A 14,343-nucleotide genomic window follows, 5' to 3' on the forward strand; every position below is an offset into this window, starting at 1 on the left:
CAACTTCCTTCAGTGAATTTATCTTGATATCAAGATACCTTATCGGCAACAAATCTGGCAACACATTCGATGTGATGTGTCATGGGAAAGAGGTCGAAGGCGCGTATTTTTTCTAGCGTGTATCCGAATTCACGCAGATATCCGGTGTCCCGGGCCAGCGCCGCTGGGTCGCACGCCACATAGATGATCGCACGCGGTGCAATCCGTGCACAATTTTGCAGTACTTCTTTTCCAGCACCCTCCCGCGGTGGATCGAGAACAATGACATCTGCCTGTGTAAATCGAGTGATGGCTTTTGCTACATCGGCGGTAATCACGGTGACATTGCTGTTGTCTGCGAAATTACTACTGGCATCGGCAGTGGCAGCTTTACTTCCCTCGACGATATCAACAGCGCCTGCTTCTCCAATGATTGGCAAAATAGCTGCTGCAAATAGTCCGACTCCCCCATAGAGATCTAGCACGTGATCACCGGCTTGGAATTGACCTAGTTCGACAACCACATCACTGAGTACACGAGGGGCATCTTTATGACTTTGCCAAAAAGATTTCTGACTGACATTAAAGACTTTATCTCCCACCTGATAGTGGGCAATTTCGGGACCATCAGAGAGTCGCATCGGTGATTCATCACGAGAGTTTGCGGTGGCGATTGTGCGTTCGCCAGTGTTGGAAATGGAAATCTCTAGCCGTTGATCGCCTTTGACTCCACGTTGGGCAAGCTCTGCAAATTTCATCTCCGGAACAAGAATCCGGCAGTCATCGACTGGGGTTACTTTGTGGCTGCGTGCTTGATAGAAACCTAGGGCGCCACTCTTAGTTGAGTGCGCCGAACACCGAGTTCGCCATCCCAGGGGTGCACTTACCTCTTCTACCTCAACGTCAATTTCCATCTTTGCAATTCTAGAAAACTGTTCTGAGATTACTTCACTCTTGAGATTTCGCTGGCGCGCTGGTGTTATATGTTGGAAATCGCAGCCACCGCAGCCAAGCCTGTGTGCATATCTACACGGTGCTGTTACGCGGTCAGCCGAAGGTGTTATTACTTCAACTACATCAGCTCGGTTAAAACTTGCACCCACACTCGTTACTTCGATCTCAACAGATTCACCTGGAATCGCGTGGCGAACAAAGATCACGGCGCCCTCATGGCGTGCGATGAAGTGGCCGCCATGGGCGACTTTCTCAATCTCGACCCTGATTCGCGCCCCCACCTCGATGGACGCTTTCTTGGGTGGTGACATAGGCCTTAGCGTAGTCGAGATAAATCTGCGCAAGAGTAGTAAGTTAGTCCTGTGCACGTAGTCATCATGGGTTGCGGACGAGTCGGTTCATCTTTGGCGACCGCTCTGGAAGCAGCTGGACACTCAGTAGCCATCATTGATCAATCAAAAGACGCCTTCCGTCGACTCGGTGCTGATTTCAAGGGGCGCACAATTGTTGGTGTTGGCTTTGATCGCGACACTTTGCTGGAAGCGGGAATTGATGGCGCTGATGCATTTGCTGCAGTCAGTAATGGTGATAACTCAAATATTTTAGCTGCCCGCGTTGCCCGCGAGAATTATGGCGTCACTAATGTTGTTGCTCGCATTTATGACCCAGGGCGTGCTGAAATTTATCAGCGCTTAGGTATTCCAACAGTTGCCACAGTTATTTGGGCAAGTGATCAAATCCTTCGTCGAATTTTGCCAGGTGGTGCTCGTTCAGAATGGCGCGATGCCACAGGCACCGTTCAATTACTTGAGGTGCACCCACATCTAAATTGGTACGGTCGTCCGATCTCTGAACTTGAAACAGCCACCGAGTCACGCGTGGCTTTCCTGACCCGTTTAGGTGAAGCACTCATCCCCGATGAGCACACCGTTTTACAAGATGGAGACTTAGTCCACATGACTATTCTCGATACACAATTGGCAATTGCTGAAGCAGTGTTATCGAAAGGCCCAGGTGCCTAAGAAATGAGAATTGCTATTGCAGGTGCCGGAAATGTGGGACGAGCAATTGCTCGCGAACTTCTTGATAATGGCCACCAGGTTCTTCTGATAGACCGCGATCCGAAAGCGTTAAAGATTGATTCCGTGCCTGACGCTGAGTGGTTGATGGCAGATGCTTGTGAGATTGCATCACTTGATAATGCTCAATTGAATAACTGTCAGGTACTAGTTGCCGCTACCGGCGATGACAAGGTCAATCTTGTCGCATCACTTCTTGGCAAGACTGAATACGGAGTTCCCCGAGTTGTCGCTCGAATCAATCACCCAAAGAATGAATGGCTCTTTGATCAATCTTGGGGCGTTGATGTTGCGGTATCTACCCCGCGAATTATTTCCGCACTTGTTGAAGAGGCCGTCAGCGTTGGCGATGTTGTTCGTCTGTTCTCATTTAGAAAGGGTCAGGCAAATCTAGTTGAAATTACGCTGCCAGATTCTTCTATCTGTATTGGAAAAACAATTGAAGAAGTAGAGCTTCCGGAAGATGCATCCCTTGCTGCCATCGTGCGAGATGGACGAGTAATCTCGCCTACGCCAAGTGATCTCTTTATCGCTGGCGATGAATTGCTCTTTGTTGCTTCAGCCCAAGCTGAAGATAAAATCAGAGATTGTTTTATCGCTCGTTCTTAAGGCTTAACTGTGGGAACGCGGCGAATAATGAGCCAAGAACCATATGCGGTAGCGATAAAGAACGGATATCCCATCGCTAGATTGACAGTTCCTAGCAAATTGACATTACCGCTTCTATAAATTGGATACTGCACTGCAATTCGCGTGAAGAACATCGCTACCCAGAGCCAGCTTGCCTGCACATAAGCCCGCTTACGTTCTGGATGATTACGCCATGAGAGGTTTTCGCCCAAAATTGGCCCAAGCATCAGGCCAAGAACCGGCCAACCAACGAGGTTTGCAATCAGATACACGCTTCCATATCCAAGATTGGTCAACAACTTAGGAACATAGAGATCACTTGCATTGCCAGTTCTATTGGCAAACCAGGCACAGATAAGAACGCCAATAAATCCACTCGAAGCGTGCTGAAGAGTATCCCGCCTGGCTAAACGAATCACCGTCAGAAGCGCTGAGATGGAAATTGAAGCTATGAGTGCGCTCTGCAAATCTTTGGTGACATTGAAAATAACCAAGAATATTACTGCCGGAATACCTGAATCAATCAGCCCCTTCTTGCCGCCAAAGGCGGAAATGACCTTATCTCTATCTTCAGCTGAGTTCATTTGATTATCGCTACTCATCACGATCCAGTTGATCCAAATCCACCTTCGCCGCGACCTGAGCCTGGCAGCACATCAACTTCAATAAATTCGGCGCGTTCTACTTTTTGAAAGACCAATTGTGCAATTCGATCGCCTCGCTTAAAACTAACACTTTCTTGAGAATCATGATTAATCAAGATGCATTGAAGTTCTCCGCGAAATCCAGCGTCGACGGTGCCTGGGGCATTGACCATCGTGACTCCATGTTTAATTGCTAAGCCAGAGCGTGGGTGGACCAGTGCAACATAACCATCAGGAAGTGCGATGGAAATTCCAGTAGGCACCAATGCTCGCTCCCCCGGCTGCAAGGTGATGTCAATCCGGGAGACGATATCGGCTCCCGCATCTCCACCTTTGGAGTATTTCGGAAGCGGCAGATCAGGATCTAGTCTTTTAATTAAGACCTGAAAATTACTCATGGATTAATCTCGAATTCAGGATCTACAAAGGCGAAAAGTTGTGGGTTTTTGCGAAGTGCTGCCAAATATTCTGCCGGTGCACTCTCTAAGAAATGCTTCATCGGCACGATGACAAAGAGTGCGGCTGCACGCACTGCAATTTCGCCATCGATTCCCCCTAGTCGCCCAACCGCCTCTGAATACACTTTTCTATTTACTTGGCCCGTGATCCGAGCAGAAATATGCAGAACGGTTCCAATCGGCACAGGCTTTAGAAAATCCGTTTCCAGGCGAGCAGTAACTGCCGGGGCGCGAAGGAGCCACATCAATTTTCCTAGCGCTTCATCGAAGGCAAGTGATAAGAGACCACCGTGTGCCAGACCCGGAGCCCCTTGATGATTTTCCGAGACAGTAAATTCGGCAGTGATATCTGCGCCTTTACCGACATGAGCAACAAGATGTAGTCCGGTGGGGTGAAGTTCACCGCAGCCGAAGCAATGTGCAAAGTGTGAAGGTATCTGGGCACCTGTTGAAGGTGAGAGCGGATGACGCTCTGGAATCACCGAGCCCTCAGGCGGCGTAGTGGATGCAACGCGACTCATGGCGCAAGGTTACTTGATGAAGTAAGAGATAGCCTAGGGCTCATGCTCTTTAAAGAAGTGATACGTCCCCCACTTTGGCTCTTGGCCTTCATCTACTTCATGTTTCTATCTTTAGTCATCGCAGTCTGGGCTGCGCTGGGCAATTTCAGCGCGCTGGTCACCTTCATCGCTCTGACCATTGCACTTCTTGCCATTGCCGTGACGGCAAAGAGTGAAGTCAGAGTTACCCAGGATGAGTTGGTAATCGGGAAAGCTCATATAGGAGTCAAATATCTAGCAGGCGTTGAAATTCTAGATAAGAACGCTATGAGACTGCTGCGCACGCGTGATGCTGATCCTGCCGCCTTCTTGGCAATTAAGTTTTGGATGTCAACAGGTGTGAAGATTACGCTCAAGGATCCGCGTGATCCCACACCTTATTGGCTTGTTAGTTGCAAAAAAGGGAAAGAGCTTAAGAGCACTCTTTACAAATAGCTTTCGCGCCTTCACCTTTTGCTAATTGAGTAATGTGGTGAATGAGGAAACATTTAGAGCATGTGAATTCATCTGTCTGTACTGGCACCACTCGCACGGCAAGTTTTTCACCTGAGAGATCTGCTCCAGGAAGTTCAAGAGTCTCTGCAGCTTCTGCTTCATCAACATCAATCTGTCCTGATTGTGCATCTACTCGCTTTGCTTTGAGTTCTTCCAACGATTCCTCGTGAAGCTCCTCGTCGGTTTTTCTGGGTGTGTCGTAATCTGTTGCCACTGATCTCACCTCGCTTCCATCATCTTTGTGCGAACGATTGGTCCGCTACCTGCGCGAATAGTCGCGCATTACCCGCTATCTAGCCGATACAACCCCCGGCGTGTCGGTTTTATTCCTGGGTAGAGGCGGCGATTTCTTCCGCTTTGGCAATAGCCATCGCTAGCCCGGCATCAACGTAGGCATGAATCGATGTTCCCTCAGGTAGATGTTCTTCACTCAGAATTTCGCCCTGTTCATGGACGGCAGAAACTAGATCGCCTCGGCTATATGGAATTACCGCTGTTATCTCGACACTTGGATGAGGAAGAGATTTTTCGATTGCACGAATAAGTCCCTCCATTCCAAATCCAGAACGGACGGAGAAGGCATAGCTATTGGGTTCTTTTCGCAATATTTCAAGGACAACAGCAGGATCTGCAATATCGACCTTGTTAATAGCGATAATTTCTGGGATGTGTGCCCCACCAATTTCAGTAATAACTTCACGAACAGCGCGAATCTGTTCAAAGGGGTCTGTGTGAGATCCATCTACTACATGCACAATCAGATCTGAGCCTGACACCTCTTCCAGAGTTGATTTAAAGGCATCGATGAGCTGATGCGGCAGATGGCGAACAAAACCGACGGTGTCTGAGAGTGTGTAGATGCGACCTTCCGCGGTTTCGCACTTACGAACCGTGGGATCAAGGGTTGCAAAGAGCGCGTTTTCTACCAACACTCCCGCACCGGTGAGCGCATTAAGAAGTGAAGATTTTCCAGCATTTGTATAACCAGCGATAGCAACCGATGGGATGTTATTTCGCTTGCGCTCTTGTCGCTTTGTGTCGCGAGAAGTTTTCATCTCGGCGATTTCACGTCGAAGCTTGGCCATCTTGTCGCGGATACGTCTGCGATCGGTCTCAATCTTGGTTTCACCGGGACCTCTACCGCCGATACCGGCGCCACCTGCTGCGCGTCCGCCGACCTGACGAGAGAGAGAATCTCCCCATCCACGAAGTCGCGGAAGAAGATAGGCAATCTGGGCTAACTCAACCTGCGCCTTGCCTTCTTTACTCTTTGCATGTTGGGCAAAAATATCAAGGATTAGCGCAACCCGATCAACAACCTTCACCTTAAGTTTCTCTTCTAAGGTGCGAAGCTGCGAAGGTGAAAGTTCGCCGTCGCATACGACAGTGTCGGCCCCTGTGGCGATAACAATTTGTCGTAGCTCAATTAACTTTCCGGAACCGATATAGGTAGATGGATCAGGTTTATCTCGGCGTTGAATGAGTCCTTCCATCACTTCCGAACCAGCAGTTTCTGCAAGTGCTTTGAGCTCAGCTAAGGAATTATCTGCCATCTCAGCAGTGCCTTCGGTCCACACACCAACGAGCACTACCCGTTCAAGTTGTAGTTGACGATATTCGGCATCAGAAATATCTTGAAGTTCTGTGGAGAAGCTTTTTACCCGTCGAAGTGCATTTCGATCGGAAAGTTCCTGCTGTTCATTTTCTTCATACTCGGTCTCATCAGAATCAAAGTCGGCGGCGGCTCGTGCGCTCTCTCGCAGTAGATCTTCGAAAAGTTTGTCGTAACCGTCCTCGGAGGTAGTCATGAATTGAGGTAGGTAGAGATGTCATGTTCGCTGATGAGTTCTGCCGGGCCAATCAGAGTCGCATTTGAATGGTTATCAATATCGACAATGAGCCGACCTCCTGGTGGGAAAATTGTCCATCGAGATGGCAGCGAGATACCTGTCTTCATAGCAGCTGCTAACGCCACTGCGCAGGTACCAGTTCCACAAGATCGTGTCTCACCGCTACCGCGTTCATGCACGCGCATACGTGCTTCTTTATCTGGAAGTAACTGAACAAATTCAACATTGACGCCTTCAGGATAAGAGGATGCAGGTGAGACAAGCGGTGCTACTTCTAGTGAGCCCACTTGCTCGAGATCATCGACGAATACCACTGCATGTGGATTTCCCACATTGATGTTGTATCCGCTCCAGGTATGCCCATTGTGTGTGACCGAGATTTCTTCCATCTCATCTGTCACATGACCCATATTGACCGAGATATCGCCATCACGTGGAACGCGAAGGTGCTTGATTCCAGCCCGGGTATCAATAGCAAAAATGCCTTCAGGCTGATGCTCGTGCGTAACTAGGTACTTGGCCATCACCCGAATTCCATTGCCGCACATCTCCGCAAGTGAGCCATCGGCGTTGTGATAATCCATAAACCACTGCTTGCCATTTTTTAGAATGCGAATAAACCCATCGGCTCCGATGCCAGTCTTACGATTGCAGATTGCGGCTATTTGGTGAGACGAGATCTCGCGTTGATTATCTGGGTCAAAGAGAATGACAAAATCATTCTCAGTTCCGTGACCATATGTGGCAATGATTGATTTCGACATAACGCTATGAGTTTATCTTCTGCATGATGGTTTCAAGGCGAGGTTGATGAGGTGCTATCCATTGAATCCGGGCATCGCGTGAGAACCAGGTCTCTTGCCGGCGTGCATATTGGCGGGTGGAGCGCTTTGTCTCTTCCTTAGCTTCCGCTTCCGTCATCTGTCCGGCGCGCATTGCAATCAGGGCTGAATATCCCAAGGCGCGTTGAGCAGTTGACCCTTGAAGAATTCCTTCTGCAATGAGTGCATCAACTTCTGCGAGGAATCCTTGCTCCCACATTTTCTCCACCCGAAGATCAATCCGCTCTCCAAGATGCTCGCGCTCCATGACTAGGCCAAATTGCAGCGCATCTGGAAATCTCGAGCTATCTTCTCGTGGAAGATTTGCAGTAAATGGCCTTCCAGTAATTTCAATGACTTCTAGAGCACGAATAATCCGACGAGTATTCGCTCGATCAATAGCCAACGCTGCTGCCGGATCTAACTCTTGCAAACGTGTGAAAAGTGAATCTGATCCAAACTCTTCTGCCTCAGACTCCAGTCGTGCTCGCACTTCCGGGTTGGTATCTGGAAAGTTGAGGTCATCTAGAACGGCCTTGATATAGAGCCCGGTTCCGCCAACGATGACCACATGTTGATTCCGAGAATGAATTTCACTGATTCGATCACGCGCCAGCTGTTGATACCAGGCAACAGTGGAATCCTGCTTCACGCTCAGAACATCAAGTAGGTGATGAGGAATACCGCGGCGCTCTGCAACGCTTAGCTTTGCCGTACCAATATCCATACCCGTATATAGCTGCATCGAGTCGGCATTGATAATTTCGGCGCCTATCTGCTCTGCAACATCTAGCGCCATTTCACTCTTACCCGTTGCGGTGGCACCACAAATGACAATTACTTTCACGAAGTACGAACCTTTGGAATTCCTAGCGATGTTGAAGCTGGCGCGGACTTTGCCGCATGGGCATCTCCCCCACGTGTGCGCATTACTGACACTGCGCTTCCGATCAGATAGTGCGCCGATGCTTCGGTAATGTGAACATCAACAAAATCACCGGGGCGGGCATCAGTATCGGCATCGAAGTGCACAAGCCGGAAATCTTCTGATTTTCCGGTCATGCGAGAGCGAGACTCATCTCGTCGACCCTCAACTTCAGAGACCATCACACGATGCGTTGAGCCAATAGATTCTTCATTGACTGAAAGCGAGATTTTCTGTTGGTGCTCATGCAAGCGGGTATATCTCTCTGCCACAATCTCCTGCGGCACTTGGTTTGGCATAACTCCTGCAGGTGTACCAGGACGAATTGAATACTTATATGTATAAGCCGCGGCAAATCGCGCCTGCGTTGTGATATCTAACGTCCCCTGAAAATCTTCTTCACTCTCTCCCGGAAAGCCAACAATGATGTCAGTTGTAATCATCGCTTGCGGAATAGCTGCCCGTACCCGTTCAAGAATTCCGAGATACTTATCAGTGCGATATGACCGGCGCATAGATTGCAAAATGGAATCTGAGCCTGATTGCAACGGCATGTGCAGATGTGGCATGACATTCTCAGTCTGGGCCATCGCCTCAATGACATCATCGGTGAAATCACGAGGATGAGGGGACATGAAACGAACTCGTTCTAGCCCCTGGATCTTGCCAGCATCACGTAAGAGTTTGGCAAAGGCGCCGCGATCACCAAATTCGACACCATAGGCGTTCACATTCTGCCCAAGCAGAGTAATTTCGATGACACCCTGATCGGCCAGCATCTGCATCTCTTTGAGCACATCTGAGGCAGCTCGATCTTTCTCTACTCCGCGAAGTGCGGGAACGATACAGAAGGTGCAGGTGTTATTGCATCCAACGGAGATTGAGACCCACGAAGTGAAGGCCGAGAATCTGCGAGCAGGTAGCGTAGAAGGAAAATGCTCAAGTGATTCCAATATTTCAATCTGAGACTCTTCTTCGATACGAGCACGCTCAAGTAGAAGCGGCAAGGAGCCCACATTATGCGTTCCAAAAACTACATCCACATATGGCGCTTTTTTAAGGATAATCGATTGATCCTTCTGCGCCAAACATCCGCCAACGGCAATCTGCATCGCAGGATTCTTCTTCTTAATCGGTGCCAGGAAGCTTAGATTTCCATAGAGCTTATTATCAGCATTCTCGCGAACCGCACAGGTATTAAAGACCACGATGTCAGCTTGTTCACCGGGAATAACAGGAATATGTCCTGCTTCATCTAGCAGACCAGCGATGCGTTCTGAGTCGTGCACGTTCATCTGACACCCGTAGGTCTCAACCAAATATGTGCGCGACATGGCGCCTATCTTATTTCAGAGTCAGTTAGTGATGCGAATCGGTGCAATACCGCGCGCGATTTGACGCTCGAAGTGAACTTCGCGCTTATCGTTAAATACGGAAGCCGCTTTATATGTCTCATCCATGAAGGCCTGAAGTTCATCACGAGCCTTAATTCCATCACCGGAAAGATCGGTTCTTTCAAATACATTCCAAGCCCGCAGAACGGGAGCAATCACATCATCGAGGTGTTGCTGCAGATCATAGATTCCAGCCAGCGCAATCTGCACAGCTTTTCGTCCAAAGCCCGGCATGTTTGCCCCTGGCATATCAAAGTTTGTTACTACATCTGTAATGGCGCGCATTGCAGCGTTAGGTTCCATATCAAGTGCTGCAGAAAGAGTATTGCGATAGAAAAGCATATGAAGATTCTCATCCAGCGCTATTCGCTGCATCATTCCTTCGGCAATCGAATCCTCTGAAATTTTTCCAGTATTGCGGTGTGAAATACGTGTTGCTAACTCTTGGAAGGAGACGTAAGCAATCGTGTGCAGCATGTCGTTCTCATATGGAGTCTGATATCCGAGTGACATATGAGCCATCCGAAGATCTTCGAGTTCGTATGGGTCAACACCTCGAGTAGCCATGAGGTAGTCACGAATAACAATCGCATGGCGAGCTTCTTCTGCCGTCCAACGTTCGATCCAATTACCCCATGCGCCATCACGGCCCATCGAGATTGAAATCTCGGTGTGGTAACTCGGCAAGTTATCTTCTGTCAGTAAATTGAGTACGAGTGAATCTTGCGCCACCGGAGTCAGGCGAGAATCTTTCGCTTCCCAGGCATCTCCATTAAGTGGACCCGCATAATCGCGTCCTTCAGACCATGGGACATATTCATGTGGGTACCAATTCTTCTGAACTGAAATATGTCGCTCGAGTTCAACTGCAACAATAGGCTCTAGGTCGCGAATTAAGCGAGACTGGATCTTTGCTGACTCTTCACTCATGGGCTAAGAGTAAGGCAGAAGTGCCATTACTTTCGAGTTAAAGATTATCTTTTGCACGTTTTTCTGCCTGTTGGCTTCGCCACTTTGCAATTTCTGCGTGATTTCCGCTGAGTAATATCTCTGGTACCGAGATACCTCGCCATTCTTGTGGCTTGGTAAAGTTTGGATATTCGAGGTAGCCCTCAAATTTATGTGATTCTTCCGACAAAGACTCTGGGTTACCGAGCACTCCTGGTATGAGTCGTGTAATGGCCTCAATCATGACCATCGATGCAACTTCTCCCCCACCTAGAACATAGTCACCAATGGAGATTTCATGAACGCGAATATTGCGATTCTTAAATTCTTGCGTTGAATAATACTGACGCACACGATCATCAATTCCTTCATAGCGTCCGCATGCAAAAACTAGATGGTTTGCAGTTGAGAATTCTTCCGCTGTTTTCTGAGTAAAGCGACGACCTGCTGGGGTGAGGATGATGAGATCTGTATTCTCACTCATCAATGGATCAAGGGTCTTTCCCCAAACTTCCGGCAACATCACCATACCGGCGCCTCCACCGTAGGGGGTGTCATCAACAGTGTTGTGATTATCGGTACTCAGAGCGCGCAGATCATGAACTTCAATCTCAAGTAGACCTGAGCTTTGAGCTTTGCCGAGGAGGGATAGTTTCAGCGGTGATAGATACTCAGGAAATATGGAAATGACATCTATTTTCATCGCACACTTCCATCGATATCAGGTGGAATTACCGTCATTCGCTTAGCATTAATATCGACAACCGGAACCAATTGACGGACAAATGGAATCAGCACTTCGCCATCAGCGCTCTTGATTGCTAAGACATCTTGACCCGGCAAGTTCAAAACATCGGTGACAACTCCGAATTCATCTCCGTCAACGAGATATGCGGTGCAGCCAACAAGTTGTAAGACGTGATAATCATCTTCATCAATTCCGGGCGCTTGGATATCAACTTCGGCATAGAGAAGTTCATTGCGCAGCGCTTCAATCGAATTGCGGTCCTCAATTCCTTGGAAACCAAGGAGAAGAATTCCATTGTGAACGCGGGCAGAAACCACAGTTAATTCACCGTGGCTATCTGTCTCTAAGACTGCACCAATAGCAAAGCGATTTTCAGCTTCGTCAGTGCGAACTTCGATTGTCGCTTCACCTAAAATTCCGTGAGCTCTACCAATGCGGCCCACGTTTAATTTCATGGGTGTAAAAGTTAGCGAACCTCGTCGGTATCGATGAGATCAACACGAACAGTGCGTCCTGCTAGCGCGCTTACGACTGTGCGTAGCGCCTTAGCTGTACGACCGTTACGGCCAATCACCTTGCCGATATCTTCAGGATTAACACGTACTTCGAGAGTTGTTCCTCGACGATGAGTCTTTTCCTTAACATTGACATCGTCAGGGTTATCAACGATTCCCTTTACGAGATGTTCGAGTGCTTCGTCAATCATATTTATTCAGCAGGAGTTTCTGCTACAGCCGCATCTTCTACAACCGCTTCTGGAGCGGGAGTTTCTTCGGCTACAACTTCGACTGGAGTTTCTACTGCAGCTTCAGCTGGAGCTTCTGCAACAACTTCTGCCACTGGCTCTGCCACAATAGGATTTGCCTTTGCAGCTAATTTGTCCTGTGCCTTCTTCTTCAAAGTTGTTGCACCTTCTGCAGGTTCTGCAGCGGCAGCCTTCACAGCTGCTTCATAGGCAACGCTCTTGTGTGGCTTTGGAGCTGCAACACGAAGCGTTCCTTCTGTTCCTGGAAGACCCTTGTGCTTCTGCCAATCTCCGGTCACCTTCAGAAGCGCCTCTACTGCCTCTGATGGTTGTGCACCAACACCAAGCCAGTACAGAGCACGCTCTGAATTAACTTCGATCAGTGATGGTTCTTGACCTGGAACGTAGCGACCAATTTCTTCAATTGAAAGACCGTTACGAGCCTTACGTGAATCTGTAACTACGATGCGGAAATAAGGTGTGCGAATTTTTCCCATGCGCATTAAGCGAATTTTTGTAGACAAAGAACTTGTGCTCCTAAAAAGTGTGCCGAACCAAATTGCTACAGCGGGGTGCGTAACTAAGTGGTCCAACTGTGGATTGGATTGTTACCGGGGTAGAGGGCCCTGTAACAGGTGGCTAATCTTGCCAGGTACGCTCAAAATTAAGAAATCGTCCCATTTTCCAGCGCACGCTTAGCGGGATTTCCGGATTTCGACTTCTTCTTAGCCGGTGGCGCAGTCTTAGACGGCGCTGGAGGAAGACCTGGCATTCCAGCAGGCATCCCAGGCATTGATCCACCGTTTCTCATCTGCTTCATCATCTTCTGCGCAGCGGTGAACTTATCCACCAGTGCATTGACATCAGAGACTTTTCGTCCAGCACCCAAAGCGATTCGAGCGCGACGTGAACCATTAAGAACTTTCAAATCTCGACGTTCCTTGGGAGTCATCGATTGCACTATTGATTTTGTGCGCGTGATCTCAGATTCATCGAAATTCTCAATCTGTTTCTTCATAGCACCCGCACCGGGAAGCATTCCAAGTAGCTTGCCCATCGAGCCCATTTTTGACATGGCCTCTAGTTGTTCTAGGAAATCATCGAGGGTGAAATCTTCTCCCGATAAGAATTTATCCTCTAACTTCTTGGCAGAGTCACCATCGAAAGCTTTCTTCGCTTGTTCGGCCAGCGTGGCAACATCTCCCATACCCAGGATGCGAGAAGCCATACGTTCTGGATAGAAGATATCGAAATCACTGATTTTTTCACCAGTGGATGCAAACATAATCGGGCGACCAGTAAGGGCGGCAATGGACAGTGCTGCTCCACCACGTGCATCACCATCGAGCTTGGTGAGCACAACTCCATCAAAGCCAACGCCATCTTGAAAAGCTTGTGCTGTGCGCACGGCATCTTGGCCAATCATGGAATCGACAACAAAGAGAATTTCATCCGGTGTGACCGCATCACGAATCGCGATTGCTTCATTCATTAGCTCTTGATCCACACCTAGACGTCCAGCGGTATCAACAATGACCATGCTGTGAAGTTTTGATGTGGCAAATGCAATGGCATCTCGTGCAACGGTTACCGGATTGCCCACGCCATTTCCCGGTTCAGGTGCAAATACTGGAACTCCAACAGATTGACCAACTACCTGCAATTGATTTACCGCATTCGGGCGTTGTAAATCTGATGCCACAAGAATTGGGGTCTCACCTTGGTCTTTATAAAACTTTGCTAGCTTTGCAGCCAGAGTCGTTTTACCGGCACCTTGTAAACCAGCCAACATGATGACTGTCGGAGGTTTCTTTGCAAAGCGGATCCGACGTGCTCCCCCACCAAGAATTTGCGTGAGTTCTTGGTTTACGACATCAAAGATTGCCTGTGCTTGATTTGTGCCTGCCTGAAGAGTTGATAGTAACTCCAGTGATTTGCTCTGTACCTGTGCTGTGAAACTCTCCACAACTTCTAGTGCCACATCAGCTTCAAGAAGAGCCTGGCGAATCTCTAGGGTGGTGAGTTCGATATCTTTTTCAGATATTTTGCCTCTTGCACGAAGTGCACCAAATGCACCAGCAAATTTCGATGAGAGCGAATCAAACATAGTGGG

General features: G+C 48.6%; 18 protein-coding genes. 3 read left to right on the forward strand and 15 right to left on the reverse strand.

What is annotated here, in order from left to right:
- Nucleotides 1–29: 29 nt before the first annotated feature.
- Nucleotides 30–1,244, reverse strand: coding sequence for a class I SAM-dependent RNA methyltransferase (locus A1sIA79_RS04005; RefSeq protein ID WP_095674934.1), 1,215 nt, complete (start codon nt 1,242–1,244; stop codon nt 30–32).
- Nucleotides 1,245–1,295: 51 nt separating this feature from the next.
- On the opposite strand from A1sIA79_RS04005, the gene A1sIA79_RS04010 reads away from it, so the two are divergent.
- Nucleotides 1,296–1,955 carry a potassium channel family protein gene (locus A1sIA79_RS04010; protein WP_095674935.1) on the forward strand — a complete coding sequence of 220 codons (660 nt, stop codon included), beginning with the start codon at nt 1,296–1,298 and terminating at the stop codon, nt 1,953–1,955.
- 3 nt (nt 1,956–1,958) lie between these two features.
- Entirely contained in the window at nt 1,959–2,621 is a 663-nt protein-coding gene (locus tag A1sIA79_RS04015; protein ID WP_095674936.1) for a potassium channel family protein, read from the forward strand.
- Here A1sIA79_RS04015 and A1sIA79_RS04020 read toward each other — a convergent pair.
- Genes A1sIA79_RS04020 through A1sIA79_RS04030 form a run of 3 tightly spaced genes read right to left on the reverse strand, consistent with a single transcriptional unit; the run spans nt 2,618 to nt 4,265 of the window.
- Complete coding sequence (locus A1sIA79_RS04020; RefSeq protein WP_223298321.1) at nt 2,618–3,244, reverse strand: DUF3159 domain-containing protein; 627 nt, start codon at nt 3,242–3,244, stop codon at nt 2,618–2,620. The genes A1sIA79_RS04015 and A1sIA79_RS04020 overlap by 4 nt on opposite strands.
- Nucleotides 3,244–3,684 (reverse strand): dUTP diphosphatase, encoded by a 441-nt coding sequence (gene dut / locus A1sIA79_RS04025; RefSeq protein ID WP_095674937.1) that lies wholly within the window; start codon nt 3,682–3,684, stop codon nt 3,244–3,246. Before dut ends, A1sIA79_RS04020 begins: the two co-directional genes overlap by 1 nt.
- Nucleotides 3,681–4,265, reverse strand: a complete 585-nt coding sequence (locus tag A1sIA79_RS04030) for a PaaI family thioesterase (protein WP_095674938.1) — start codon at nt 4,263–4,265, stop codon at nt 3,681–3,683. Before A1sIA79_RS04030 ends, dut begins: the two co-directional genes overlap by 4 nt.
- Nucleotides 4,266–4,307: 42 nt before the next feature.
- On the opposite strand from A1sIA79_RS04030, the gene A1sIA79_RS04035 reads away from it, so the two are divergent.
- The gene (locus A1sIA79_RS04035) at nt 4,308–4,739 is read left to right on the forward strand and encodes a DUF3093 domain-containing protein (protein WP_095674939.1); all 432 of its coding nucleotides are present in this window, start codon (nt 4,308–4,310) and stop codon (nt 4,737–4,739) included.
- On the opposite strand, the gene A1sIA79_RS04040 is transcribed toward A1sIA79_RS04035, so the two are convergent.
- The 11 genes from A1sIA79_RS04040 to ffh form a co-directional block, all read right to left on the reverse strand.
- Nucleotides 4,717–5,013, reverse strand: coding sequence for a DUF4193 domain-containing protein (locus A1sIA79_RS04040; RefSeq protein ID WP_095674940.1), 297 nt, complete (start codon nt 5,011–5,013; stop codon nt 4,717–4,719). The genes A1sIA79_RS04035 and A1sIA79_RS04040 overlap by 23 nt on opposite strands.
- A 109-nt stretch (nt 5,014–5,122) precedes the next feature.
- Nucleotides 5,123–6,607, reverse strand: a complete 1,485-nt coding sequence (gene hflX / locus A1sIA79_RS04045) for a GTPase HflX (protein ID WP_095674941.1) — start codon at nt 6,605–6,607, stop codon at nt 5,123–5,125.
- On the reverse strand, nt 6,604–7,413 hold the full coding sequence (gene dapF / locus A1sIA79_RS04050; protein WP_095674942.1) for a diaminopimelate epimerase: 810 nt from the start codon (nt 7,411–7,413) through the stop codon (nt 6,604–6,606). The genes hflX and dapF overlap by 4 nt, the downstream gene beginning before the upstream one ends.
- A gap of 4 nt (nt 7,414–7,417) precedes the next feature.
- Nucleotides 7,418–8,317, reverse strand: a complete 900-nt coding sequence (gene miaA / locus A1sIA79_RS04055) for a tRNA (adenosine(37)-N6)-dimethylallyltransferase MiaA (protein ID WP_095674943.1) — start codon at nt 8,315–8,317, stop codon at nt 7,418–7,420.
- Nucleotides 8,314–9,729: a tRNA (N6-isopentenyl adenosine(37)-C2)-methylthiotransferase MiaB gene (gene miaB / locus A1sIA79_RS04060; protein WP_095674944.1), complete on the reverse strand. Its 1,416-nt coding sequence runs from the start codon at nt 9,727–9,729 to the stop codon at nt 8,314–8,316. Before miaB ends, miaA begins: the two co-directional genes overlap by 4 nt.
- Nucleotides 9,730–9,750: 21 nt before the next feature.
- On the reverse strand, nt 9,751–10,719 hold the full coding sequence (locus A1sIA79_RS04065) for an acyl-ACP desaturase (RefSeq protein WP_095674945.1): 969 nt from the start codon (nt 10,717–10,719) through the stop codon (nt 9,751–9,753).
- A 37-nt stretch (nt 10,720–10,756) separates the two neighbouring features.
- A complete protein-coding gene (gene trmD, locus A1sIA79_RS04070; protein ID WP_095674946.1) occupies nt 10,757–11,440 on the reverse strand; it encodes a tRNA (guanosine(37)-N1)-methyltransferase TrmD in 684 nt (227 codons plus the stop codon).
- On the reverse strand, nt 11,437–11,940 hold the full coding sequence (gene rimM, locus A1sIA79_RS04075; protein WP_095674947.1) for a ribosome maturation factor RimM: 504 nt from the start codon (nt 11,938–11,940) through the stop codon (nt 11,437–11,439). Before rimM ends, trmD begins: the two co-directional genes overlap by 4 nt.
- 11 nt (nt 11,941–11,951) lie before the next feature.
- A complete protein-coding gene (locus tag A1sIA79_RS04080) occupies nt 11,952–12,191 on the reverse strand; it encodes an RNA-binding protein (protein ID WP_095674948.1) in 240 nt (79 codons plus the stop codon).
- Nucleotides 12,192–12,193: 2 nt separating this feature from the next.
- A complete protein-coding gene (gene rpsP / locus A1sIA79_RS04085; protein ID WP_095674949.1) occupies nt 12,194–12,754 on the reverse strand; it encodes a 30S ribosomal protein S16 in 561 nt (186 codons plus the stop codon).
- A gap of 140 nt (nt 12,755–12,894) precedes the next feature.
- Complete coding sequence (gene ffh / locus A1sIA79_RS04090; protein ID WP_095674950.1) at nt 12,895–14,337, reverse strand: signal recognition particle protein; 1,443 nt, start codon at nt 14,335–14,337, stop codon at nt 12,895–12,897.
- Between the last annotated feature and the right edge of the window lie 6 nt (nt 14,338–14,343).

The organism is Candidatus Planktophila versatilis (genome assembly GCF_002288105.1).
Classification (GTDB): Bacteria; Actinomycetota; Actinomycetes; order Nanopelagicales; family Nanopelagicaceae; genus Planktophila; species Planktophila versatilis.

Excerpts from the sequence above, each read along its gene's own strand:
- miaB (WP_095674944.1), bottom strand. The coding sequence starts at position 9,729 with ATGTCGCGCACATATTTGGTTGAGACCTACGGGTGTCAGATGAACGTG.
- A1sIA79_RS04020 (WP_223298321.1), bottom strand. The coding sequence starts at position 3,244 with ATGAGTAGCGATAATCAAATGAACTCAGCTGAAGATAGAGATAAGGTC.
- rimM (WP_095674947.1), bottom strand. The coding sequence starts at position 11,940 with ATGAAATTAAACGTGGGCCGCATTGGTAGAGCTCACGGAATTTTAGGT.
- trmD (WP_095674946.1), bottom strand. The coding sequence starts at position 11,440 with ATGAAAATAGATGTCATTTCCATATTTCCTGAGTATCTATCACCGCTG.
- A1sIA79_RS04015 (WP_095674936.1), top strand. The coding sequence starts at position 1,959 with ATGAGAATTGCTATTGCAGGTGCCGGAAATGTGGGACGAGCAATTGCT.
- A1sIA79_RS04035 (WP_095674939.1), top strand. The coding sequence starts at position 4,308 with ATGCTCTTTAAAGAAGTGATACGTCCCCCACTTTGGCTCTTGGCCTTC.
- ffh (WP_095674950.1), bottom strand. The coding sequence starts at position 14,337 with ATGTTTGATTCGCTCTCATCGAAATTTGCTGGTGCATTTGGTGCACTT.
- hflX (WP_095674941.1), bottom strand. The coding sequence starts at position 6,607 with ATGACTACCTCCGAGGACGGTTACGACAAACTTTTCGAAGATCTACTG.
- A1sIA79_RS04065 (WP_095674945.1), bottom strand. The coding sequence starts at position 10,719 with ATGAGTGAAGAGTCAGCAAAGATCCAGTCTCGCTTAATTCGCGACCTA.
- A1sIA79_RS04005 (WP_095674934.1), bottom strand. The coding sequence starts at position 1,244 with ATGTCACCACCCAAGAAAGCGTCCATCGAGGTGGGGGCGCGAATCAGG.
- A1sIA79_RS04080 (WP_095674948.1), bottom strand. The coding sequence starts at position 12,191 with ATGATTGACGAAGCACTCGAACATCTCGTAAAGGGAATCGTTGATAAC.
- dapF (WP_095674942.1), bottom strand. The coding sequence starts at position 7,413 with ATGTCGAAATCAATCATTGCCACATATGGTCACGGAACTGAGAATGAT.
- A1sIA79_RS04030 (WP_095674938.1), bottom strand. The coding sequence starts at position 4,265 with ATGAGTCGCGTTGCATCCACTACGCCGCCTGAGGGCTCGGTGATTCCA.
- dut (WP_095674937.1), bottom strand. The coding sequence starts at position 3,684 with ATGAGTAATTTTCAGGTCTTAATTAAAAGACTAGATCCTGATCTGCCG.